The sequence below is a fragment of the Gloeobacter kilaueensis JS1 genome (assembly GCF_000484535.1).
Lineage (GTDB): Bacteria > Cyanobacteriota > Cyanobacteriia > Gloeobacterales > Gloeobacteraceae > Gloeobacter > Gloeobacter kilaueensis.
In genome coordinates this window covers 720,234-743,638 of record NC_022600.1, presented here as the reverse complement: position 1 = coordinate 743,638, position 23,405 = coordinate 720,234, and the positions used below count along the sequence as shown (strand labels likewise).

General features: G+C 59.6%; 23 protein-coding genes. 6 read left to right on the top strand and 17 right to left on the bottom strand.

The features are described 5' to 3' along the window. Positions 1-92: 92 nt before the first annotated feature. Both GKIL_RS03360 and GKIL_RS03355 read right to left on the bottom strand, forming a co-directional pair. Positions 93-710: a DUF4276 family protein gene (locus GKIL_RS03360; protein ID WP_023171989.1), complete on the bottom strand. Its 618-nt coding sequence runs from the start codon at positions 708-710 to the stop codon at positions 93-95. After that, complete coding sequence (locus GKIL_RS03355) at positions 700-1,998, bottom strand: AAA family ATPase (protein WP_023171988.1); 1,299 nt, start codon at positions 1,996-1,998, stop codon at positions 700-702. The genes GKIL_RS03360 and GKIL_RS03355 overlap by 11 nt, the downstream gene beginning before the upstream one ends. A 717-nt stretch (positions 1,999-2,715) precedes the next feature. Here GKIL_RS03355 and GKIL_RS22250 point away from each other — a divergent pair. Both GKIL_RS22250 and GKIL_RS03345 read left to right on the top strand, forming a co-directional pair. After that, the gene (locus tag GKIL_RS22250) at positions 2,716-3,297 is read left to right on the top strand and encodes a restriction endonuclease (RefSeq protein WP_051382638.1); all 582 of its coding nucleotides are present in this window, start codon (positions 2,716-2,718) and stop codon (positions 3,295-3,297) included. Beyond that, positions 3,294-3,863 (top strand): hypothetical protein, encoded by a 570-nt coding sequence (locus GKIL_RS03345; RefSeq protein WP_023171984.1) that lies wholly within the window; start codon positions 3,294-3,296, stop codon positions 3,861-3,863. The genes GKIL_RS22250 and GKIL_RS03345 overlap by 4 nt, the downstream gene beginning before the upstream one ends. Positions 3,864-3,940: 77 nt before the next feature. On the opposite strand, the gene GKIL_RS03340 is transcribed toward GKIL_RS03345, so the two are convergent. The 6 genes from GKIL_RS03340 to GKIL_RS03315 form a co-directional block, all read right to left on the bottom strand. Further along, on the bottom strand, positions 3,941-7,999 hold the full coding sequence (locus tag GKIL_RS03340) for an Eco57I restriction-modification methylase domain-containing protein (protein ID WP_023171983.1): 4,059 nt from the start codon (positions 7,997-7,999) through the stop codon (positions 3,941-3,943). 18 nt (positions 8,000-8,017) lie between these two features. Beyond that, complete coding sequence (drmD, locus tag GKIL_RS03335) at positions 8,018-11,239, bottom strand: DISARM system SNF2-like helicase DrmD (protein WP_023171982.1); 3,222 nt, start codon at positions 11,237-11,239, stop codon at positions 8,018-8,020. Between the two features lie 44 nt (positions 11,240-11,283). After that, positions 11,284-12,192: a D-alanine--D-alanine ligase gene (locus tag GKIL_RS03330; protein ID WP_023171981.1), complete on the bottom strand. Its 909-nt coding sequence runs from the start codon at positions 12,190-12,192 to the stop codon at positions 11,284-11,286. A gap of 44 nt (positions 12,193-12,236) precedes the next feature. Next, entirely contained in the window at positions 12,237-13,382 is a 1,146-nt protein-coding gene (ftsZ, locus tag GKIL_RS03325; protein WP_420841387.1) for a cell division protein FtsZ, read from the bottom strand. Positions 13,383-13,572: 190 nt separating this feature from the next. Further along, positions 13,573-14,343 (bottom strand): cell division protein FtsQ/DivIB, encoded by a 771-nt coding sequence (locus tag GKIL_RS03320; RefSeq protein WP_023171979.1) that lies wholly within the window; start codon positions 14,341-14,343, stop codon positions 13,573-13,575. A gap of 65 nt (positions 14,344-14,408) precedes the next feature. Then, positions 14,409-15,233 (bottom strand): hypothetical protein, encoded by an 825-nt coding sequence (locus GKIL_RS03315; RefSeq protein ID WP_041243694.1) that lies wholly within the window; start codon positions 15,231-15,233, stop codon positions 14,409-14,411. A 93-nt stretch (positions 15,234-15,326) separates the two neighbouring features. On the opposite strand from GKIL_RS03315, the gene pgsA reads away from it, so the two are divergent. After that, positions 15,327-15,815, top strand: a complete 489-nt coding sequence (pgsA, locus tag GKIL_RS03310) for a CDP-diacylglycerol--glycerol-3-phosphate 3-phosphatidyltransferase (protein WP_023171977.1) — start codon at positions 15,327-15,329, stop codon at positions 15,813-15,815. On the opposite strand, the gene GKIL_RS03305 is transcribed toward pgsA, so the two are convergent. The 5 genes from GKIL_RS03305 to GKIL_RS03285 are packed head-to-tail and all read right to left on the bottom strand — an operon-like array spanning position 15,793 to position 19,347. Beyond that, the gene (locus tag GKIL_RS03305; protein ID WP_420841396.1) at positions 15,793-16,302 is read right to left on the bottom strand and encodes a metal-binding protein; all 510 of its coding nucleotides are present in this window, start codon (positions 16,300-16,302) and stop codon (positions 15,793-15,795) included. The genes pgsA and GKIL_RS03305 overlap by 23 nt on opposite strands. Positions 16,303-16,358: 56 nt before the next feature. Further along, complete coding sequence (locus GKIL_RS03300) at positions 16,359-16,775, bottom strand: nucleoside 2-deoxyribosyltransferase (protein ID WP_023171975.1); 417 nt, start codon at positions 16,773-16,775, stop codon at positions 16,359-16,361. Between the two features lie 2 nt (positions 16,776-16,777). Continuing rightward, positions 16,778-18,280 carry a TonB family protein gene (locus GKIL_RS22245; protein ID WP_023171974.1) on the bottom strand — a complete coding sequence of 501 codons (1,503 nt, stop codon included), beginning with the start codon at positions 18,278-18,280 and terminating at the stop codon, positions 16,778-16,780. A gap of 27 nt (positions 18,281-18,307) precedes the next feature. Continuing rightward, complete coding sequence (locus tag GKIL_RS03290) at positions 18,308-19,150, bottom strand: DNA-formamidopyrimidine glycosylase (RefSeq protein ID WP_023171973.1); 843 nt, start codon at positions 19,148-19,150, stop codon at positions 18,308-18,310. After that, positions 19,150-19,347 (bottom strand): photosystem I reaction center subunit IV, encoded by a 198-nt coding sequence (locus GKIL_RS03285; RefSeq protein ID WP_023171971.1) that lies wholly within the window; start codon positions 19,345-19,347, stop codon positions 19,150-19,152. Before GKIL_RS03285 ends, GKIL_RS03290 begins: the two co-directional genes overlap by 1 nt. 32 nt (positions 19,348-19,379) lie before the next feature. Here GKIL_RS03285 and GKIL_RS24490 point away from each other — a divergent pair, with 32 nt between their 5' ends. Both GKIL_RS24490 and GKIL_RS03280 read left to right on the top strand, forming a co-directional pair. Further along, complete coding sequence (locus GKIL_RS24490) at positions 19,380-19,595, top strand: hypothetical protein (RefSeq protein WP_144080308.1); 216 nt, start codon at positions 19,380-19,382, stop codon at positions 19,593-19,595. Positions 19,596-19,692: 97 nt separating this feature from the next. Continuing rightward, positions 19,693-20,418, top strand: a complete 726-nt coding sequence (locus tag GKIL_RS03280) for a hypothetical protein (protein ID WP_023171970.1) — start codon at positions 19,693-19,695, stop codon at positions 20,416-20,418. A gap of 58 nt (positions 20,419-20,476) precedes the next feature. Here the strand turns inward: GKIL_RS03280 and moeB are convergent, their stop codons facing one another. Genes moeB through GKIL_RS03265 form a run of 3 tightly spaced genes read right to left on the bottom strand, consistent with a single transcriptional unit; the run spans position 20,477 to position 22,410 of the window. Next, positions 20,477-21,664 carry a molybdopterin-synthase adenylyltransferase MoeB gene (moeB, locus tag GKIL_RS03275; protein ID WP_023171968.1) on the bottom strand — a complete coding sequence of 396 codons (1,188 nt, stop codon included), beginning with the start codon at positions 21,662-21,664 and terminating at the stop codon, positions 20,477-20,479. 3 nt (positions 21,665-21,667) lie between these two features. After that, positions 21,668-21,946 carry a ubiquitin-like small modifier protein 1 gene (locus tag GKIL_RS03270; RefSeq protein ID WP_023171967.1) on the bottom strand — a complete coding sequence of 93 codons (279 nt, stop codon included), beginning with the start codon at positions 21,944-21,946 and terminating at the stop codon, positions 21,668-21,670. 2 nt (positions 21,947-21,948) lie between these two features. Further along, the gene (locus GKIL_RS03265) at positions 21,949-22,410 is read right to left on the bottom strand and encodes a M67 family metallopeptidase (RefSeq protein ID WP_023171965.1); all 462 of its coding nucleotides are present in this window, start codon (positions 22,408-22,410) and stop codon (positions 21,949-21,951) included. A 191-nt stretch (positions 22,411-22,601) separates the two neighbouring features. Between GKIL_RS03265 and GKIL_RS03260 the strand changes: the two genes are divergently transcribed. Next, positions 22,602-22,916, top strand: a complete 315-nt coding sequence (locus tag GKIL_RS03260) for a ComEA family DNA-binding protein (protein ID WP_187293875.1) — start codon at positions 22,602-22,604, stop codon at positions 22,914-22,916. Between the two features lie 15 nt (positions 22,917-22,931). Here the strand turns inward: GKIL_RS03260 and GKIL_RS03255 are convergent, their stop codons facing one another. Then, positions 22,932-23,228 (bottom strand): hypothetical protein, encoded by a 297-nt coding sequence (locus GKIL_RS03255; RefSeq protein ID WP_023171963.1) that lies wholly within the window; start codon positions 23,226-23,228, stop codon positions 22,932-22,934. Positions 23,229-23,405: the final 177 nt, after the last annotated feature.

Below are 23,405 nucleotides of genomic sequence, written 5' to 3'. Positions count from 1 at the left end.
AAGCACAGCCTGATAAACAAATGTACCCTATCCTACCGGCTCCAAAGCTTCTTTGGTAGTTTTTGCACGATGGCAATCGTTCGAGAAAGTATTTATCTGAGAACCGAAGCAAGGGCCGTTCTAACCTCATCGACGAAATGACCGAGGGAAGGACACCTCTGACATGCGTCGTAGAGGTTCATCTCCAGGGCAAAGTTTCTTCCGTACTCTATGCCGTCCAAAGGTGGAATGACACCACATTTTGCAAAAGCTTCGATAAGTGCCTTTTTATAAATCTCTTTTTCGCACTTGTATTTGGGTGGAACAGGTTGAGAGTCAAGATCTGTAGCCTTTTTAAAAGATAGCGGATCTGCCATGTACCAGTGCTCTATATGAGGATCGGGGATAGCACAGATGATGTTGCCAGTAAATTTTGAGCGCTCAGCCAGCTCTTGGACCTCTGTACGTTTTTGTAGAAAGCCAGTGCAATTGCCATCTATTGCAACTATCAGGAAGTCGAACGGATTGTTGTCTCCAACTCTAAGCTCCTGCAAAAACTTTTGTAGAGCAGAGATGACCCGGCCCTTGCCGCCGGTAGAGTTTCTAACATCGTTGCTGAGCTGCTGACGGTGGTATCCTGCTTCTTCGGCTATATGCTCTACAAGACCCAGGATAAATTCTTCGTGACCACTATCTTCCAGAAAATAACCGAGTCTTATCTTATCCGCCATAATCGCCTCTGACCAACCTTGAACTCAAAGGCAGCGGCTCATCTTCCAATGCTTTTTCGATGTCTTCTTTTCTATAAAGATTGCCCAGGCTGTCAAAAGGCTCAAAAACTGTTTGGCCGCTCAAGCGACGGCACATTATTAAGTTTATATCATCAAAATATTCGGGCAGAACAGGCGAGTGGCTATTGACGATGAACTGGGTGTCCCGCTGGCCAGCACCAATTAGAAGTCTGGCGATCAGCGCTAAACGTCGCGGATGTACCCCGTTTTCCGGCTCTTCGTAACCGACAACGCTCGCCGGTGTCATCGGATTGGTGATCGCAAGTAAACCAAGGAGTCTCAGTGTTCCCTCAGAAACGACTCGTGCCGAATAATGGATTCCATTTTCTTGCACCGTTAATCTCAGCAGCCCATCCGCTGAACGTTCAATATCGAGCTTTTCTATTTGCGGAAGTATGGTTCTAAAAGTTTTTACTAAAGTATTAAACTGCTTTTCATTCGTTGCTTTGAGCGAATTGAAGTAGGGGGCTAGATCCTCGCCCATGTAGTCAAGAACTTCAACCTGCTTCAGAGGAGCTTCTGCTCTCATCGCCTCAGGAGAAAGGTAGTAGAACCTCCATCGCTTGAGTTCTTCTCTAAAAGCGGTAATATGCGGATAATGCGGAACATACAGGGGTCGAGAGACTAGAGTATAATCCAATCCCATCTCATAATCCGTTGGATGCGACTGTCCTTCCATTCGCAGTCGTATCCGGCCCGGTTCTTTTTCGTATACACTTTCGATAAATGGATTTCTGCTCTTCTTGCGTTCGCCTGTGCGGCTGACGGCTGCCAGATACTCGTCTAAAACTCTAAGATGGCCCGAATCTGTCAAGATTTCGACTGTCAGCCTGTACCTCAGCAATTTTTCGACAATTCTTCGCTCTTTGCTATGCTCTTCAGTCAGACCCGAACGCATTTGCTTTATTTCTGCCTCGACAAGCGATATAACCGAGTCAGACAAGGACACATCCACTTCGATCGTAAACTGGGCACTTTTCTTTTTTAATAGACCCTCCAATCCTGTCTCATCGAAGCTAAAAGCCTCCAGGGGCGTTCCTCTGTGGGCTCGAAACGCATCTTTCAGGGTTGCATTGGCTCCAGCTGTGCGACTAAGCAGGCCCAGCGCATCGAAGAGGTTGCTCTTACCCGCTGCGTTAGGCCCAAATATCAGCGTTATCTGGGGCAAAGGGTTGATCTCCACATCCCTTAGAGATTTATAGCCAGTAATCTTTACTCGCCGGATCATGGATTTCTACAAAACGGGTACGAAGACAGTCTACTCGAAGAAGACTGCAAGGCTTTCCTCCTCGTACCTCACAAGAAACCTTCGAGCTATTACAAGAAAAGTAGCCTTCTTTCCTGGAGCACTTCGTTTCCGGGCACTCGGAGACACTAAACTCGCTCGCGAACTGAGAACGATTCTAGAGGCTGTTTCTAGAGCAACCAATCGACTAGATAGAGGCGATGTAGCAGATTTTATCCATGAGGCGATCACGCGGAATGGCGCGGAATGGCGCGGAATGACGCGGAATGGCGCGGAACAAATGTCCTTATATGTGCTAGGTTGTAGCATTCAATAACCAGCGCGCACCCCGTCCCTTGCCTGAAGAACCTACCAGTTCTAACCGACGAAGCAGCTGCAGGTTCTCTTGAACGGTACGTTCGGGGACGGGTGGATCCAGGTGAGTCCTGATCGTGCTCAGGGAAGCTGAGCCAGTAACAGCCAGCACTTCGAGCAACCGCTGCTGCAAGGGACTCAGGTCGTGACCAATGCGAGACGGAGGTACGTATCCGGTTGGCAGAAAGCGAACGAGGACTTCTCCGGCAGCAGATTCAAACTCAGGCGGGAGATGACCGGCCTGCCGGTTCGGTTCCACTTGTCAGGGACTTTGTCTGGCAGGTGTAAGTTGTTGCTCTGTGCATACTTGCCCTGCTCTAATTTCTAAACTGTGTGGAAGCGTGTATGACAGATGCCGAGCGGTTGAGCAGAGCAAAATCTTTGACCCATCGCCAGCTCATGAGGCACTGGCGACGCTTGCGCGAGGGCAAACCTATGGGAGCCTGGGGAGGAAGGGGCTACGCCCTCGAATACATATTTTTGCGTGGTTTCGACCTTGAGCTGGAAAGTACACGATACGAGGAAGTTCGATGGCCTTACGGTTTCACCTCCGAACAACTCAGACTCGGCACCCTCGAACAAATTGATGGAGCCATCTATACTCGACTTGGCACTTTCCTGGTCGAATCAAAGTGTCTGAGTAAAGAAGTTGATGTAGAACCGCTGGCTAAACTCCGTTTTCGGCTTGAAGGGAGACCGCCACTCACGATGGGTATTTTGGTCAGTGCATCTGGTTTTACGCAGGTCGCAAAGCTCTACGCCTCCTTTGCGACTCCTCTCAACGTACTGCTGTGGACTGCTGAAGACATCGACGCTACCCTTCCACAGCAGCGTATGATGGATGGTGTGAGACGAAAGCTGCGACAAGCAGTTGAGCGAAAAGAGGCATTGCTGGATCTAAAAGCTGACTACGAGAGCAACCCATGAAGATAGAAGTAGTTGTCGAAACGGAACTTGATAAACTTCTGCTTGAGACAATTTTGAAAGCTATTCCTGAAGCTCAAGAATTTGAATTTCGTTACTTCGTCGCTAACAGCAGAAATCGGCTTTCTATCGTTGCCCGAACCATTATTGTTGGAGTGCCCCATCCATTGCTTGTCGTGATGGATGCAGACACAAACGACCCAGAGCTGGCAAGAATAAGAAAACAAGAGCTTGAGAGCTACTTGAACTGGGTTACACCAGCGCAGCCTTATCGAATACTGGTCGCACTTCCTGAACTGGAGATTGTTTTTTTCGCAGATCCCTCGATTGTCGAATCGAAATTGAAAGATGGGCGAAAGTTAACAGCCGTAGAGCAAAATTTGACCCAATCAGCTCCCAAGCAGCTTCTTCAAAGCCTGGCTAGAGAACGGCTTTTACCCGACGTTACAGTGCTGCTAAGCGAACTAACCGATGATGACATCACCAAAATGTCGCAGCATCGCTTGTTCCAGGAAGTAGTCTCTTTCTTGAAATCCGTTGCACCCAGGCAAAGATCAAAAGCAAGGTAGAGTACGCACTCGTAGACGGATCAACACTGCTTCAATAGTTGGCAACCACTGGCTCTATTCGACCGCTACCCAGGTGCCTACAAGCCTGGCAGTGCAGGTGGTTCCTGTTCCGGCTTCCTGGCTCTTGGCCCGCCCTTGCGCTTAGCCGGTGCCTGTTGCGCAGCCAGCCCCGCAAACTGCTCCTCCTCCGCCCGTTGCCGATTCAGCTCCAGCAACCGTGCCAGCACCTCGTCGCGCACCTCATCGGGCCACCGATATCGCCAGGGCTTCTTCTTCTGCCGACTGCTACTCTCCTCCTCGGATTCCTCGTCCTCGTAATCGAGCAAAAACTCACAACCTGTTGGAATATCCGTCCAACCGTAAGCATTGAGCACGGCCCGGTCCATCGCAGCGTGCAGCTCCCGCAGTTCGAGAATATCGGGATTGAACTCATTAGGATCGTGAAAGCGGTTATAGGTATCGGTCAAGCCCTGATTGTTGCGGATCATCAGAGCAGCCCGAAACCCGTAATATTCCTGGCCTGCTGCTTCGAGCATGAGATTCGACCCCCAACTTTCTGGGAACGGAAACGTCTCGAAGCAGTCGGAGGGCGTGTAACGGAGATCGTCCTTCATTGATGATCCAAAGAAGCGAGCCCAGATTTCGTGTATGCGAGATTGAAGAATACCAAAACCGTTATCGGTTTCTACAACAATTATATCGAGCGTATTTGCATATATCGTGTTGGACTGAAGCCAAGTAAAGGATATGAATTTTGATGCCCCGCAATTAATCACTAACACCCGTGTCAAACTTTGAATCGCCTGAAACAAGTCGGTCCTCTTCTCGGCGAACTGCCACCAAAACTTCCTATATGAAGCTCGATTATCAAGCAATCGTCTTGGCTTCACCTTCTCTTCCACAATATGCAATAGATCCGGCCAATCAACTGCAACTGGCCCAGGATAATCAGCCGGTACGATGCCCGAGCGCAACCACGTTTCCTGCTCTCGTTCTGTCGCTACGAACCAGGATTTGCCTAAATTTTCTCTTTGCAAAGGAAAGTCAGCGAAGTTGATCACGTAGCGGCGGTGCGCATGGGTCGGGCTGTTATTGACCTCATCACCGCCGATGTAGGGAAAGATTCTCTCGGCGTTGCGAGGATCTTTTTGGATCAGGCGTTCCATCTCGGCAACCGGGCTGGCTTCAGCATTGGTGTCGTCAAAGGTGAAGCCCATGCCAAGAAGGATACTGCCTTGAAAGCTTTTGCCCGCATTCGCTTCTAAAGTAACAGGATCATCGCTGCCACCTGTATGGAACAAGAACGCTGTAATTTCTGGAACTGCAATTCCATCTAGAGTTTTCTGTCCGCTGTACATTCCCTTATGGATGTTGACCACGCTGACGACGACCGCAGCCAGGCCAGGCCACTTCAGGCGCTTTTGAGTGCGGTAGATCGTTCCCTCGTTCAAGCAGATCCAGCGCAGGCCGGTACTGCGCGTGTCACCCTGAGCAATCGTGTTGGTGGCGATTAAACCTATGGTTCCTCCCTGGTTCAGGAGGTTGAAAGTGCGACGGAAGAAGTGGGCAACGATATCGGCGTTGCCGTGGGAGCCTGGATGCAGCACTTTCAGCCAGTCGAGATAACCCTCTGGATTAGAGTTGATCGTTGTGTTCTTCCCGGCGAACGGTGGGTTGCCGATGAAACAGTCGAAGCCTGGATTGGTGCGTCCAAAGACTTCTGGAAATTCAATCTCCCAGTGGAAGGGCGGGAGCGGTTTTTCCTGTTCGCGCAAACTTTGGGCAATGGACAACAAGTCATTGATATAATCGCTGCCACTTTGCCAGTCCTCGAATTTTTGGCGCACCGCCTTACGATAGGCTTCTCGCGCTGCGTCTTTCTCAGATGAAAAGTAGGCGGCGACGATCAGATCTCCGGCCAGACGGGCTTCGGCGAGGGCGTCCTCGGTTTCTTTGTGCAGTTGTCGCTTTTGGGTGTCACCGTCGTCGCCCAGGTCGGCAATCTGTTCGCGGTAGTGGCGGGCATCATCGATCTGGCGGCTGATGTTCTGGAAGAGCGGCCCGTAGTGGGGAGCTTGGGGTATCCAACTGAAGGCACCGATGTTTTCGCGGCCCAGGCCCACCAGCGAGTCGCCGTGTTTGAGGGCGTGGTCGAGGAAAGTAAAAGGATGTTCTTTGGCGAGGGTGACCAGCCACAGTGAGAGTTTGGCCAGGTTGACGGCGAAGGGGTTTTTGTCCACGCCGTAGAGGCAGCGCTGGGCGACCAGGCGGCGGGCGTGCAGCAGGGGATCTTCGTCGGCGGGGATGGCAGGCTGGGATCGATGCACGTTCCAGGCTTCCACCAGATGCTCGGCCAACTGGCGGCAGGCTTCGACCAGAAAGGCTCCGGAACCCATCGCCGGGTCGCAGATTTTGAGATTTAGAATCTGGTCGGCGGTGGGCTGGGCTCCCAGGTTGGCGATCACCGGCTCCAGGGTGTGGCGGACGATAGGTTCGGTCAGGGTGCGCGGGGTGTAGTGCGAACCGGTTCGCCGCCGCTCTTCGCCTGGCTGCAGGTAGAGAGAACCCGCCGGTAAAAGCCCGGCGGTGCGCTTCGAGATCCGCTTTTCGAGGGCGGCATTCAGTTGCTCGGGGGTGGTCGCTTTTTTGAGTTCGTTCAGGGCGTTGCCCGTCACTTCGCACCCGGCGTTGTCCTTGAGCCACTTCGCCCGCTCGCCCGGCTTCGTCGCAAGCAAGCGATCGAGATCGACGACGACCGTCACCGAGACCTTCGAGCCTTTGGGCTTGCTCGTCAGGCCAATGGACCGACCACCGGCCCGCTCGACGGCAAAACCCATCACCGCCTCGTAAACTGAACCAATTTGCTCGACATCGAGGGAACGGTAGGAGAGCCGTTCGCCCCCCAGTACGAGCAGCTTGTCGAGCACCCGGTAGATCACTCCGTCCGGCACGCGGGGCGGCTGGATGCGCTCGCCCATTACCCGGTTCGTCTGCCAGGGGCGGCCCTCTAAAAAGGGGTACTCGTCGGGGTTGAACAACTGGCCCTGGCGGGCCGGTAGCGAAAATTCGCCGTGGGCCGCCCCCTCGAAGGCCAGGCGAAACAAACTCAGCAGTGCGGCCCAGGCTCCGAAGCGCTGGTCCATCGTATCGGGGTAGTTGCCCCAGTCGATGCGCAACCGCTCGAAGAGGCCGGTGAGCGAGTAACCGCGCTCGTAAATCGGATCTTGGGGCATCAAGCCCCGGTCCTCGGCGTAGAGCAAAAACACCAGCCGCATCAGGACCGCAATCAGCCCGCCGTAGATGTGGCTGGGCGCGCTCCGGGCCACCTCGCCCAATAGCCGCCCATCGGCAGCCTCGTCGGCCATCTGAAAACCGCGCAATAACTCCCATAGAGCGTCGAGAACCTGGTCTGCCAGCCGGTTTGAGACTTCGTTCTGGTACTTGCGGCTGGCGGCCAGCAGTGCTTCCAGTCGGCGGTCGGCGGGCAGGTTAAAGAGGCGATCGGCTCCGAGAAGCATCTGTAGCGCACCGAGAATGGGCCGTCCGCCCACGGTGGCCATCGTCTCTACCGGAAAATCGAGGTGCCCCGACGATTCGCCCTTTGGATAGTAGATGAGGCGCAGCGTTCGAGAATTCCAGAGAATGCCGATGGAGATCTCGTTCTCGCGCAGCAAGCGCTCCATCCGGGCCTGGGCACTGGCCGTCCAGGCGCTGTCGTGGGTGGCGGCGTCGAGGTCCGCTCCCGGTGGGAGAACCTGGACCAGAAGCAGCCCCTTGCGCTCTGCGTCAAGATCAAAGACTGCGTAGCGGGGGGTGAGCAGTTCTCCTAGATCCGGCAGGGCGACGCTCAGATCTTCCGGCAATTCTGGCCCGTCCGCGCTACCGGCCAGATCGTCAGCTTCCCAGCCCAAAAGGCGTCCGGCGAAGCGCTCGAAGTCGATAGGATAATTGTCGATTCCGTCCGCTGTTTCTCTGGCTTCGGCGAGCAGATCCTGTAATTCCTGTTGCAGGGCAAAGACGTTGTGATTGACGATCGCCCCGGCGCGCACAAGGGCCAGAGGCGAGACAACCAGACCAACCGGCTGCAGGAGTCCCAGCCATTGCCTGTGCGCTTGTAGTACCGTGTTGTCCGCCATGTTCTGCTCTTTACGATCTCACCCCGAAACAGGCCAGAGGTAGACGATGCCCACCGGTTCGATCCGCACCGCCTTGATCTGGTAGTTGGCTTCGATGCGGGCGGGTTCAGTTGTCAGCTCCGCTTCGAGGTCGGTGAGCCGCCGTTGCCAGTGCCGCCGATCCGCCTCTAATTGCCGCCGCTCGTCCGCAGCGAAGCGCAGTTCGAGTTGTCGGTCGCCCCCGGTGTCTTGAAAGCGCTTTTCGATGAGCCTGCGCTGCTCTTCGAGCAACTTGCGCATCTCGGCTGCTTCCTTGAGGCCGCGCTCACTCAACTTCTTCGTTGCCCGTTCCGCCAAAATGTCGGAGCGCCGTTTCAGGTGCGGTTCCAGTTCCTCGACATCCTGGGCGGCGGCATTTTTGAGCAGTGCCCTTGCACTCTCACCCACCTCCCAGAGGCGCGGGGTTGCCAGGGACGCTTCGACCAGAGCGAGCACGTCCCCCTGCCCGGCAAGGGTGAGGGGCTGGAGCCTGCTGCGTCCGCGCCTTTCAGGCGGTATCCATTCGGCTGCCACCGCAATCACCTCGTCGTGCAGGCGGGCCGCCAGTTCGCCGTAGAGCGACAGCCGCCCGAGGACGACGACCTTTGGCCTGGGATCATCGGTGAGAACGACGCAGGCGCGGCTGAGTTCGTCGTGGACAAAGCCCTGGGAGAGAAAGCGGCCCAACAGGCGCTTGACCACCCGCTGCTCCAGGTGCAGGTGGACGACTTTGCCATCGAGGTTGCCCGGATCGCGAAAGATCACGGGCCGGATCGGTGATTCCTTGCGCCACTGCCAGGGCTTCTGACCGGGTTGCCGCGCTCCGCGCAGGGTATCGAGGGTCGCAGCCCAACTCGGGTCCGCTCCAAAGCGCTCGTCTATGGCTGGAAATACCCACCGTGCCCGCGCCGGATCGTGGCGGGCCTCCGCTTCACTCACGGGCACCAGGTCACCGGCACCGAGGATGGCAAGCGACGCATTCAGCGCCTCGCGAAAGTGATTGTCGCTCAGACCCAACCAGTCGCGGGAGATCTTGAGCAATTCCTGCAGATCGGCCAGTTCCTTTTGCAGCGGCTCAAGGCGCACCCGCGAACTTTCTAATTCTTCGCGCACTGCGGCGAGGCCCGGCCCATCGTCTCCCGCCTCGTCGGCTCCCTCGATTGCCGCTTCGATCTGGGCCACTTGCTCCGGGCGAATGCCCGCTTCGAGCAGCCGCTCGACCCGCTGTTCCAGTACCGGCGAGAGACTGCCCAGTTCCTGTTGAATCGTCTGGGTCTTGCGCACCAGCACATCCAGCACGCGGTCCTCGCTGCGCTGGGGCAACACGAAGTAGTAGCAGCGGATCGCCGCTGAACGCTGCAACTTGCGATCGATGCGGCCATTGCGCTGCTCCATCCGGCCTGGGTTCCAGGGAATATCGAAGTGGAACAGGTCGGCGCAGTGATTTTGGAGGTTGACCCCTTCGCGGGCAGCGTCGGTGGCGACCAGAATCCGCAGGGGAGAATCGGCTGGAGCCGCATTGAAGGCGCTTTTCAGCTCTTCGCGCCGCTCGTCGCTCATGCCGCCATGAAAAGCAGCGATTCGCTCTTCGGCCCGGTCAGAACGGACGATGAGGCTCTCTAACTGCTCCACCAAGTAGCGCTTGGTGTCGATGTACTCTGTAAAGATCAGTACTCGCCGATCTAACCAGCGCGCACCGGGCTGGCCCAGATCCGGGCAGAGGTTCTCCCGCAGCCAGTCCGCCAGTGCCAGCACTTTAACGTCGGGGTCGTAGCGGACACTGCCTGCCACCTGCAGCATCCGCTCTACGAGGGCGATTTCTTCGCTTAGATCTTCGGCAGCACCGGCAGCGCTTGCCCGCTCGATCTGCGCTTCTTCTTCCAGGACGACATCCTCCTCGCTAAGATCGGCCCGCTCATCGTCGGGGCCAACCCCTGTCACTAGAAGCGACAGGTTCCGGGTGATAAACGGACGCCGTTCGGCCTGCCGCCCGAGCGCTTTTTTATGCACACCGAGCGTGCGGTAGAACGCTTCGATCGATGAGAGCAGTCGCTTCTGGAGAGAGGTGAGCACCAGCATTGCCGCCGTTGCCTGGGCGCGGGGGGCATCTTTGAGTTTGGTTTCTCGTAGCCTGCGATAATCGGCCAATAGGCGCGAAAGGAGCAACTCCGGCGCATCCTCGTCCAGCCCCGCCAGGCGCAGGGCGATCACCTCGCGCCTCGGAAACTCTTCGCCCACTTCGCGGAGGTCGCTTTTGAGCCGCCTGACCATTACTGCGTCCAGTTGCTTCGCATTCTTGATCGGCACTCCCCGACAGAAGCGCTGGGGATCGAGCATCTCCAGCAGGGCGGCGAAACTGTTGGAATGCCCGTTGTGCGGAGTGGCCGAGAGAAAGAGCTTGTGCTCGAAGCGCGGGGCGAGGTCGCGCACGACCCGCGTGAGCTGCGAATCGATGGCGTACTTCGTACCGCTGGCAGGGGCAGCGTTGTGGGCTTCGTCGAGGATGAGCATCGCCCCTGGAGCAAAGTCTCCCAGCCAGGCGCGCAACGGCTCGGCATACGCTTCGTCTCTCAGTAGAGCCTGAGAGATGATAAAGCGGCTGTGGGTTGTCCAGGGGTTGATTCCCCAGCCGCGCTCCTGACGGCACTGGGAGACGAACTGGCGATCGAAGATCTGAAAGAGCAGGCCAAAGCGACTTTCCATCTCCTCCGCCCACTGGCGCACCACCGACGGCGGGCAGCCGATCACCACCCGGCGCACCTTCTGGCGCATCAGCATCTCGCGGAGGATCAATCCGGCCTCGATCGTCTTGCCGAGTCCCACATCGTCGGCGATAAACAAATTTACCCGAGGCAACAGCAGAGCTTTGCGCAGCGGCGCAAGCTGGTAAGCTTTGACCTCGATACCTGCCCGGTAAGGAGCCTGGAAGAGTTTTGGGTCAGTAGCGGTGACACAGTGCCAGCGCAACGTGTGCAGGTAGGCAGAAAATTTTTGTGGCTGGTCGAATCCGGACCCGGCTACGGTCCCCCACGCCGTCCCACTTACCTCCTGAGCGTCGGCCTCCCGCTCCCAGAGCACCTCCAGGCGCTCTCCCAAAGCGTCGTCTTCCAGGCAGGAGAGGGCAACAAGCGTAGCTTCTGCTGCTGAGCGTCCCTGTTGGATATTCTCCACCAGATACTGCCTCGACCTGACGCGCACGACCTGCCCCGGAGCAAGAGTCACAAGTAGCCTTTCAGATGCATAAAAACCATTGAATATGAAAAAGGCTAATCGAGGGATCGATCGATGATGCGCTGAACGAGGTGCTCGAAATCGATGCCTGCCGCCTGGGCCGCTTCGGGGGCGAGGGAGGTGCTGGTCATGCCGGGCAGGGTGTTGACCTCCAGCACCCAGGGCCGTCCCTGCGGATCGACGCGCACGTCGGCGCGGACCAATCCGGTGCTGCCCACGACCTGGCAGGCGCGGTAGGCAGCGTCGATGCTCGCTTTGAGCACGTCGGCGTCGAGTCTGGGCGGGATGAGGTGGCGGGAACCGCCGGGGGCGTACTTCGCTTCGTAATCATAAAATTCGCGCCCCTGGGGGACAATCTCGATCGCCGGCAACACCAGTCCGTCCAGCAGGGCGACGGTAATCTCCTGCCCCGGAATGTACTGCTCGATGAGCACCTGCCGACAGTACTCGAGCGCCAGCCGCACCGCCTCGGGAATCCCTTCGATCGAACGGGCGATCGTCACACCGACAGTCGAGCCACCGTCCGCCGGCTTGATGACCAGGGGCAGACCCAGATCGCGGCTCCAGGCTTCACTTAATGCCAGGTCAGGAACGGCGGTCGCCACCCGGTAAGCGGGGGTGGGAATGTTTTCTGAGACGAATAGCCGCTTGGCTGCCACCTTGTCCATCGCGAGCGCACTCGCCGTCACCCCCGAACCGTTGTAGGGCAGGCCCATCCAGTCGAGCAACCCCTGCAGCGAGCCGTTCTCGCCCTTGTCGCCGTGCAGGGCAATCCAGACAAAATCGGGCGCTTCTTCGGCCAGGCGTAGCGGCAGATCCGGGCCTGGATCGATGGGACGGACGGTGTGGCCCAGTTTCTCAAGGGCCGCCTGGACTGCCCGGCCACTGGCGAGGGAAACCTCGCGCTCGGGCGAGTCGCCCCCCGAGAGCACCGCGATGCGCATCTAGATTCCTCCTCACAACAAACGTCCTGGGCGCGACCCGACGACTAAACCAGGGGGCGGCGGCGGCGCAAAAATTCGGGAATGTCGAGCACCTCGTCGCCGGTCGCCCGCGCCGGGTTGGCGGCAGTGGGAGGGGGCCCGATGGTCGGCTTGGCGGTGGGTACGTCGCCCGGCTCTGTGAGGCGGACTTTGCCCGCTTTGACGGCGGGCAGAACGCCGTTGAAGCCGGTGGCGATCACGGTGATCCGCAGCTCACCCTGCAGCTTTTCGTCGATCACCGCTCCAAAGATGATGTTGGCGTTGGGATCGACGACTTCGTAGATCACCGCCGCCGCCTCGTTGACCTCGTGCAGCGTCAGGTCGTGGCCGCCGGTGACGTTGAGCACGACGCCGTTGGCCCCTTCGATCGACGATTCGAGCAAGGGCGAAGAAATAGCGGTCATCGCCGCCTCGCGGGCGCGGGATTTGCCCGAGCCCATGCCGATGCCCATCAAAGCCGAACCGGCATCGGCCATGATCGCCCGCACGTCGGCAAAATCGACGTTGATGAGCCCAGGAATGGTGATGATGTCGGAGATGCCCTGCACGCCCTGGCGCAGGATGTCGTCGGCGATCCGGAACGCCTCTTGAACCGGCGTCTGCTCGGAGATGACCGTGAGCAACTTGTCGTTGGGAATGACGATCAGCGTATCGACCCGGCCCTGCAGCGCCTCGATGCCCGATTCGGCCTGCTGCATCCGCCGCCGCCCTTCAAAGGTGAAGGGCCGGGTGACCACCGCCACCGTGAGCGCCCCCACTTCTTTGGCCGCCTCGGCGACGATTGCCGCCGCCCCTGTGCCGGTGCCGCCGCCCATACCGGCGGTGATAAAGACAAGGTCGGCCCCTTCGAGGGCAGCCATGATCTCTTCTCGCGACTCCTCGGCGGCCTTCTGGCCAATCGACGGGTTGCCCCCCGCTCCCAGACCGCGCGTCAGCTTTTGACCGATCTGCAACCTCTGGGGAGCACTGGACTGGGTCAGCGACTGGGCATCGGTGTTGATCGCCCAGAATTCGACGCCGACGACGTTGCTTGCGATCATGCGATTGACGGCGTTGCCACCGCCGCCACCGACACCGACGACTTTGATGAGTGCAACGCTACTGGGCACAATTTCATCCATTCGCATACCCATGCCTGGTTGTGGTGCCATCGTCCGGTAGGAACCCACGGAAGTTTCGTTTAATCTTACATGACTTTTCGATTGGAAGTAGGCGGATGCCTGAATTTTTTCATCGGGATTGCTGTCGAATATCGCCATGCTTTGTTGTCCTGCAGGTAGTGGCGGCCAAAATAATTGGCCCCATCCTAAACTGCCCGTAGCAAAAAGGGTAGTGCTTTCCTTAAGGAACAGGAGCGCGCAAACGCAGCACCGGCAGTTGCGAACTGCGCAGGTCGATGAAGGCAACCTGGGCAGGCGGATAGCGGCGGATCAGATCGCGCATTCGATCGAGCTGCTGCAATTGTGTTGAAAATTGAGCGCTGAAGGCACCGAGATGGACTTCCCCTAACTCGGTGCGCAGGACGATATCACTCGGATCGCGCAAGTCGATCACCCGGATTGTCAGGGGCGAACGGGCTACTTGTGGGTAGAGCGTTTTCCAGCTACCAGCTTTATCGGCGGTATATCCCCAAACAGTTAATTGGGGATGACGAAAGCGGCCAAAGCGCTTGAGGTCGATCCAGACTCCAGTGGCATCGATCGCGCCGGGCTTGCCAGGTAAGGGCGCACCTGCCACCGGCTCGCGCTCTTCGAGGTCGATGCTGAGGGAGGGTGGCCAGAGCTGCCGCTGCACCCGTGCGCTCACCACCGGTAGCTCGGTGAGCAACCGCGCTTCGAGTTGTTCGGGCCGAATGGCAAGCACTGGCAGAGGGTAGCGCAGGGCAAGCACCTGCTGGATCTGCTCAGCCTCCAGCCGCTGGGCACCGGTAATCTTGATCGCTTCGGCGGAGCGTACCTGCCACAGGGGGGTGCGCGCCAGCCAGACCAGACCGGCAGCGATACCGGCGGCCAGCAGCACGCGCCACAGGCCCAACAATCGCCACAGCCAGCGGCGGCGGCGAAATTGCTGGCGGCGGGCAACCAGGACGGACTTCGAGAGAACAGTGGTCACAGCGGCGGACCCGAGCGGCTCGACATGCTTATATTAGGGCCATTTCGCCGGCTATGACACTACCGCTAGCGGTCGTTGGGCCGCACCGCATCGGGCTGATCGACATCCTGGGGCTGCTCGGCGTCCTGGGGCTGCTGGGGCGGGATAACCGGCTGGTTCTGCAACTCTTCGTTCGGATTGGGCGGGGGCGGCACCCCCGGCGGAAAAGCGCGCGGTGTGATTGGTCCCCGGCCACCGCCAGGATTGGCAAGCGCCGGGTTGTCTACCGGCGGGTTGCCGGTGCGGCTGAAACTGAGCACCAGTTTTTTGGTGCCCTGGGCCAGGATGACGCGGTCGGCAAGAATCTGGACCACCTGCCAGGTGCCGACGCGGTCGGCGACGCTTACGGTCTGACTCTGGCTGCCCAGACGAATCACCGCAAAGCGAGATTGATCGGCGGCGGCGATACTCACCAGTTGCGGTGCCGGAGGCACGGGCTTGAGCACGGGCACGGTGGGCAGGGCAGCAGCGGGGGCCGGCTGGGGAACGGGAGCGGCCTGGGGCGGCGGGGCAGTCGGGGCAGTTGTATCAGGTTGCTCGAAGGCGGTTGACGGGCGGGCTGGAGCAGCGATGTTCTCGTCGCTCGCTGCTTCCTCCGGTGCTTCGCTCACCTCCGACTGCAGTTGCCGGGAAGCCGCTGCATTGTCGGGACGCACAGGGGCCGGTGAAGCCACAGGCAGCGGGCTGGAGGCCACTGGCGACGGCGGCGGCTGGATCAACCAGACCGTCAGGAGTGCCAGCCCGGCAATCGCTCCCACCGCCTGCGCCACCCCCCGATAAAGGGGTGAAGACAGTTCACCCCGCACCTGAGAAAGCTGGTTCTGGAATTGCTTGTAGGCAGGACTTTGCAAAAAAGACTTTTCCACTGGCTCGAACCTGTCTTGCAGCAGAGCACGCACCCCCCTGCCCAGATTATCCTACGGGAAGATGCCGCTGGTTTGTCGGTGAATCTCCCCACCTGGATCACGTTCAGTCGTCTGCTCGCCGTACCGGCGCTGCTGGTGCTGCTGGTGCCGGTGCCGACGCCTGAGCAGCGGCTGTGGGCGGCGGTGCTTTTTTTGGTGGCGGCGGCCACCGACTGGCTGGACGGCTACCTGGCCCGCCGCCTGGGCCAGGTCACCGACCTGGGCAAATTTCTCGATCCGCTCGTCGATAAGCTCCTGGTCCTCGCTCCGCTGCTGATGCTGGTGGAGCTGGGCCAGATTCCTGGCTGGGGCGTGTTCTTGATCCTGGCCAGGGAACTGGCGGTGGCGGGCTGGCGCGTCAACCAGACGCAGATCTCGGGCGCGAACCTCTGGGGCAAGGCCAAGACCGTCGTTCAGATCGTGGCGGTGGTCTTTTTGATCTTGCAGTGGCCCTACGCGGTGCCGCTTTTCTGGCTGGCGGTGGCCCTCACCTGGATTTCGGGCGCTATCTACCTCTGGCCGCGCTGATGCGATAAGGGGATGCACCCTGCCGTCGCCGGCGGCGGGCCCGCAGAAGCCGCCGGCAGGCGCTGCCCATCCAGTCGCTCAGGCTGTGGCTCATCGCCCCCAACTCCAGGCCCAACAGCCCCCAGACAAGAACAGGCCAGTGGGCGCTCCCCCAGCTAAAAGCAGCAAGCAGGTGGGCGCGCCAGTGCAGGGGAACGTCCCCCCAGTCTTCGAGGACAAAAGCGAGCGGCAGACCGAGGCAGGCAAGGGCGATACCAAGATAAACGAGCCTGCCCAGCGTGCCTGCGATCGGGCCGTGGGTGAACCAGGAGCGGTGGGTGCCCAGCCGCCGGTACGGCAGCCACAGCCAGCGCAATGGTCCCCAGCGCCGGTACTGGATCGAGTGGATATCGAGATCGCCGCCAAACATCAATCCGGCAAAGACATAGCTCACCCCCACGGTGGCAGCGATCCGGAGGCTGCCCGTAAGCGCCCAGGCAGCTACCACGGCGGCGGGAGCAGTCGCCCAGGTGATCCGGTCGTGGGTGCGTCCGGAGGGCACGGCTAGGTCCGCTCCGCCAGATCTTTCAACAGCTGCTCCACCAGCCCATCGATGCCGGCAAACACGCCCCTGGCCGCGCCGCGCAGCATCAGATTCGGATAGAGCGCCCGGTCAGGATAGCCGTAGGCCAGTTCGCTGCGAATCGCGTAGATGGGCCGGTTTGTGGCGTAGGCGTAGCCCACCTCGAAGGCAGTTCCCGAGTCGGCGTCGGGACCGGAGAGGTTGGCAACGACGATCGCACTCTCATCGATGCCCCGGCAGCAGCGCTCGAAGACCTCGGCAGCACTGGCACTGGCTGCAATCTCGGCCTGCGGCAAAAAGACCCGCCCGAGGGGGGCGAGTCTAGTCGCAATTTCAGCCTGGTAGCTCTGCTCGTAGGCGTTAAAGAGCGGTCCCGCCACGTAGAAGCGGTAGTCCACCGTTAAAAGTCTCCCTGGGTCGCCCCGAAGACGTTGATGTCGAAGGTGAACTGGATGTCGATGCGGTCGTTTTTATAGCCCACCGGCAGCCGGGCAAAGGGGGCAGCGCGCTGCACCGCATCGATTGCCGCATCGTCGGAGGAGCGCGAGCCGGAGGAGCGGGCGACGCGCAGGTTGGTCACATCGCCGCTCTTGCTCACCGAGAAGACCAGCACCGTGCGCCGGGAATTGCCTGCCTCCGGGGTGATCCAGTTGCGCTTGACCTTGCGCTGGAGGGCAGCCATGTACGGACCCCAGTCGATGTCTTCTTGCGCATCGACGCCCGAACCGGGACCATCGCTGCCGGGGTTGAGGGCACCGCTGCTCCCCAGGCCACCGTTGCCACCACCGCGACTGCTGGCGGAGAGCGGTCCACCGAGGGCGCTGGCCGTGCCGAGACCGGAGCCGCTCGACGAGCTAGTACGCCTCCTGCGCGTCGGGGGCGCGGGGGCGGGCGGAGTATTGTCGGGAGCAGGTTCCGGTTTGAGGGCCGACAGTTCAGGACTGGTGACTTTCGGCGGCTCGACCGGCTTGGGCAGGATTGGGTCCGGCGATGGGGGCGGGGCGGCTTTTAGCTTTGGCACCGGCACCGGTTTGGGTTTGGGCGGCTCGACTTCGGGCTTGGGCTCGGGCTCCGGCGCGGGGGCGGGCGGTTGCTGGGCGACGCGGGGGCGGGGTGTGGGTTTACTTTGCTGGGCACCGCGCACGCCGGTGTCGGTGGGTAGCTCACGATTGCGCTTTTTGGCCACCGAGTTGTGGTTGGCCCGCACCGCGTTGGGCCGGGGCTTGAGGTTCGGGTCGGTCTGGTCGATGTCGATCACCACCGGCGGTGGCGGCGGCTCCTCGGGCTTGAGGTCCGGAAACTGGATGTGCAGCGCCTGCAGCAGCAGCGGAATGATGATCGCAAGCACGATCGCCGAGAGGATCACCAGGACGTGGATAAAAAATGAGGAGACGATCGCCGGATAGAGGTTGGCTACCGTGCGGCGCGGGTCGGCGATCACTTTGGTGTCGGCGATCTTGTCGTGCCAGCCCTGCTTGTCGCTGTCGAGGGCGGCGGTGATAAATCCCAGAGCCAGGGGCAGCAAACTGAGGGGATAACCCAACAGGTGACGCAAAAGTAGCGTTCCGGCGGTGAGCTTCTCGTCGTCCATCCGCACGATCCGGATGCCCACCAGTTGCATTCCGAGGGTCTGGCCCTTGTTGCGCAGCGGCAACACCAGATAGTTAAAGAGCACCAGCAGGCCGTAGAGGCCGACGGTGATCCAGGCGAGCAGCGGGCTTGCAACCGTTGCACCCAGAAGCGACAGCAAGGCACCCACCGACTGCACGATCGCAAAGGCGGCCAAAAGCAAAATCGCCTGCTCAAGCAGTGCCGCACAGAAGCGAAACCAGAGGCTTGCCAGGGGTCTGACAATCTGCAGCCGGGTGCTGGAGCGGGTTCGAGTCAGAAGATTCGCAGTCATTGCCAGAAACTTTGCCGCTGAGATGCTTTATTGTACGCGCTGGCAGGCTGGACAGAAGTGCGTCGAGCGGCCTGCCAGGCGCACGCGCTCGATCGGTGTTCCACAGTTGCGGCAGGGTTCACCCCGCCGCCCGTAGACCCAGGCACCGCCGGCGTAGTTGCCGTTGACCCCCTGGGCGTCGGTGTAGTTGCGCAGGGTGGTGCCCCGCTGGGCAATCCCCTGCTCCAGAACCCGGATGACCGCCTGCCGCAGGCGCTCGATCGCCGCTCCGGTCAGTTTGTGCGCCGAGATCGTCGGGTCGATGCCACTGATAAAGAGCGCTTCGTCGGCGTAGATGTTCCCCACCCCCGCCACCAGGCTCTGATCGAGCAGGGCCGTCTTGATTGGCTGCTTGCGGCGGCGCAGACGTTCGATCAGATAATCGCCACTAAATTCCGCCGAGAATGGCTCCGGCCCGAGGCGCGTCAATCCTGTCACCACCTGCTCTGAAGCTACAGCTGCCGGAACGAACCACAGCCTGCCAAAGACGCGCAGATCTTCAAAGCGCAACTCGTGGCCGCTATTTAAGAACAGGCGCACCCGCGTGTGTACCTCAAGCGGTGCGTCCGCAGAGCGCCAGAGCAACCGGCCAGACATGCGCAGATGCACCCCGAGCGCGTCGCCACTTTCAAAAAATAGCAGCAGGTACTTGCCGCGCCGGACCATCCGCTCGCCAAAGATCTGACCGACAAGAGCAGCCGCAAAAGCCACCGGGTCCGGCGGGTAGCCCACAGAGGCGGCGCGCAACACCTCCACATCTTTTATCTGCTCGCCAGGTAAATAGATGAGTAGATCGCGCCTGAGCGTCTCGACTTCGGGCAGTTCGGGCACTAAGCTTCGACTTCTTCCAGTTCGCTGACGCCGAAGTTGTTGGTGTTGAGCCCCGAGTAGTTGACCTTCTCGAAGCGCACCGTCACCGGGTAGATCGTCTTCTCGTTTTTGTCGATCGATGCAACCGTACCGACATCGCGATACCAGTAGGATTCCTTGCGCAGGATGCGGACCTTGGCCCCTCTCTCAATCGCCATGCAGTTAACCTTTCTTGATTCAGGTGAGCGCCGTGTTCACATTACATCGAAGCCCGACCGGCATCATTGCCTGTTTACACAATGCAACAGTCTGCGTCGGTGCCGACCGCTGCGGGTGTCTCCAGCCAATCGCAACGATCGATGCACGGGAGAACTACTTCGATCTTAGAAATATCCAGCCGCTGCATAAACCGTTTGGCGACGACCTACCAAACGAACAGGAGCGCCACGTTGCCCTGGCCAGATGATTGCTGAAGAAAAATTACAGATCCTTGCACTTTCAAAACGCGGGGCCGGGCGCGGACTATTGAATATCCACAAACAGTCCTCACAGGGAGTCAAGAAATGTCTGAGCAAAACGACAAGACCGAGCAGGGCGTCATGGAAACGCTCACCGGTGTTGGAGCGCTGGGTGCCGGCCTGATGGGAGCCGGTGCTGCAGGTGCCGCCGCTGCGACTGCAGGGGTGGTAGGTGGCGCAGTCTTAGTGGCAGGAGCGGCGGGGGCAGCGATCGGGGTTGGCCTTGAGCACGCAACCGGTGGAGCAATAAGCGATACAATCTCCGACGGATTGATGGGTCTGGTGGGCGAGGAACACTCCTACGAGGCAGCAAAAGACTTCGACGACGGCAACTACCTGAGTGGCGTGGGCGAAATGGGCAAAGGAGCCTGGGAAACGATTTCGGACACAGCCAGCAACGCCTGGGACAGCGTGAGTGACACGGCCTCCGACGCCTGGGATACGGCCAAGGATTACGCTTCTGACACCTACGATACCGTCAGCGATGCCGCCTCCGACGTCTGGGATACAGCGAGTGGTGCTGCTTCCGACACCTACGACACCGTCAGCGACGCGGCTTCCGACGTCTGGGATACCGTCAGTGGCACAGCCTCGGACGCCTACGACACGGCCAGTGATGCTGCTTCCGATGCCTATGACACGGTCAGCGACGCTGCTTCTGACGCCTATGACACGGTCAGTGAAACGGCTTCAGACGCTTACGACACCGTATCGGATGCGGCGAGCGACGCCTGGGACAGCGTCACCGACTTCTTTGGCGGCGACGAATAGAGCCCTGCCGCGACAGAAAGTTTCACAGCCCAGGGAACTGCGAAACCCGCGTGGGTTTTTACACCTTGGGCACGCTCGGATCGACTTCGTCGGACCAGGCGTGGATGCCGCCTTTGAGGTTCTTGCCCTCGATGCCGGAGCGCTCTAAAATCTGCAGGGCTTTGGCCGAACGCATCCCGCTGCGGCAGTGGACGATCAGTTGCGAGCCGTTGACCAGTGCGCGCACCTTCTCGACGCCAGGACCGTTCTCGATCTCAGGTAGCGGAATCAAGGTGGTGCCGGGAATGCGGGCGGCGGCAAATTCGTCGGGGTTGCGCACATCGACGACGACCACATCGACCCTGTGATCGAGGAGATCTTTAAGTTCGGCGGCGGTGATTTCTTGCATGGCAGATTGGGTTTTCTCTTCTTCGGCGCGGGCCTGCGGGATGCCGCAGAATTCTTCGTAGTCGATGAGGGCGGTGACGGTCGGATGGTCGCCGCACACCGGGCACTCGGGGTTCCGCCGCAGCTTTAGCTCGCGGAACTTCATATTTAACGCATCGTAGAGCATCAGTCGGCCCTTGAGCGTCGTGCCGATGCCCAGGATGATCTTGACCGCCTCGGTCGCCTGGATGACGCCGATGATGCCAGGCAAAATGCCCAGCACGCCACCCTCGGCGCAGCTGGGAACCAGGCCCGGCGGCGGCGGCTCCGGATAGAGGCAGCGGTAGCAGGGACCGTCCTCGTAGTGAAAGACCGTCGCCTGGCCCTCGAAGCGGAAGATCGAGCCGTAGACGTTGGGTTTACCCAAAAGCACGCAGGCGTCGTTGACCAGATAGCGGGTCGGAAAGTTGTCGGTGCCGTCGATGATCAGATCGTAGTGCTGGCCGATGTCGAGGGCGTTCTCGCTTGAAAGGCGCACTGGCCAGCGATCGACGAGCAGGTACGGGTTGATCTCCTTGAGCCGGTCGGTGGCCGAGTCGATCTTTGGCCTGCCGATCCAGGAGGTGCCGTGGATGATCTGGCGCTGGAGGTTGCTCGCATCGACCACGTCAAAATCGACCAGACCGATGCGACCGATGCCGGCGGCAGCCAGATACATCGTGAGCGGTGCGCCAAGACCACCGGTGCCGACGCAGAGCACCGAGGCGGCCTTGAGCTTTTTTTGACCCTCCAGCCCCACCTCCGGCAGGATGAGATGGCGCGAGTAGCGCTCGATTTCGTCTTTAGAAAGTTCGATGGTCGTCGTATCCGGATTGAGCATGGCCTAATCGCCTCCTGCGATCGAAGGCACGATACTGATGATGTCGGTGGATTGGACAGCGGTGCCCTGCTGCTGCAGGTGCCGGATGTCCTCGTCGTTGACGTAGACGTTGACGAAGTTGCGCAGTTTGCCGTCTTCGCTGTAGAGGTGCTTTTTGAGTTCGCCGTAACGGCCCGTCAGATCGTCGAGTACCTCGCCGACGCTTGCCCCCTCCAGTTCCAGACTCTCTTGATCGCCTGCGTAGCGGCGCAACGGCGCAGGAATCAAAACTTTTACACCCATGCTTAGACCTCCGTGGTCCGACAAATTGTTTCAGATTGAAATTGCCGCTCGTCGTCGAGCGTCCAGCTAGTCAGATCAGCCGCCCGACCATTCTGCACCGAGACGATGATGTAAGAGTAGACCGGCCAGGCGTTTCCCCGGTCAAACTCCGACGGGCGGGCCGGATGGTCGGGGTGGGAGTGATAGGTGCCGATCACTTCGAGCCCCCGCTCGCGGGCGTAGCGCTCACCAGCCCGGTAATCCTCCGGCGTAATCAAAAAGCGCCGCTCCTCGCCCTGACCGTCGCCCAAGCCAAATTCTCCCGCTCCTTGCCAGGTGTTCTCGACGGCATACGCCTCGACGAGACGCTTTTTATCGCCCTTCTCAAAACTGCCTAATAGCAGGCCGCAGCACTCGCGCGGGTACGTGCGCTCACCGTGGGCGCGGATGGCAGCAAGCTGCGCGCCCGAGACATCGAGAGTCATCGCCGAATCCCACCCCAACCCAATCGGGATTACGATCTATTCTGCCACAGAACCGGCTGCTCTCCGGCAAGGGGCTGGACACGCATCGACAAACCAGCTTCATCGCACTGTCACGCTCGCTTCCTATCGCTCAGGCATCTATAGAGATCATGCTTTTTTGGGAGAAGTTGGCCGTGTTTAAGAAGCATCGTTTGGCAGCACTCCTGCTCGCGCTGGTGTCCCTTGCTCCTCTGCCTGTGCTGGCCCAGACCAGCACCCCTGCGACCACCAGCACGACAACGACGACAACGACCCCTGGGTCAAAAAAATCCACCAAATCTACCACCGTCGTCGTCAACGTCAACACCGCCACCAGCAAAGAACTGCAGCAGGTCAAGGGCATCGGCGCAGCGACAGCCAAAAAGATCATCGCCGCCCGGCCCTATAAGAGCCTCGATGAACTGGTGAGCAAAAAAGTGCTCAGCTCCAAGCAGTTCGACAGGCTCAAGCCACAACTGGCGCTCTAGGACGGCTGCTCGGTTTTAAGCGCGCTGGGTGAGGGTCGGTGCTTCGTCCAGCCACTCGCTGTAGGGCTTGTTGGCACTCAGCTGGCGCATCCGGCGCGCCAGATCCCGCAGGGCAGCCGCCTCATCGACGCCGTCGCGCTCCATCTGGATGCGCACATCGAGCGCCTTGAGATAGTCGCCCACCGTGTCGAGAAGCTGGGTCTGGCTATCGAGCGGGCTTTGAAAGTACTGTTCTTCGATCCGGTGGATCTGCGCTTCGAGCTGGACAGAGTTGAAGGATTCCGCGAGGTGTCTGACAAATTTGAGGTTCATTGCGCAACCACTCTACTTCTTCTAAGTTACCCACTTCTGGGGGCGATCGAACGGTATCCCAGGCCACTTTGTGTCGCGTCTCGATCCTAAGGGGCCTGACGGCTCGCCCCGCCAGAACGATAGATTTTCCTAGGGATCGGCTGGAACGCAAAAACCCCGGCAGAGCCGGGGTCTACT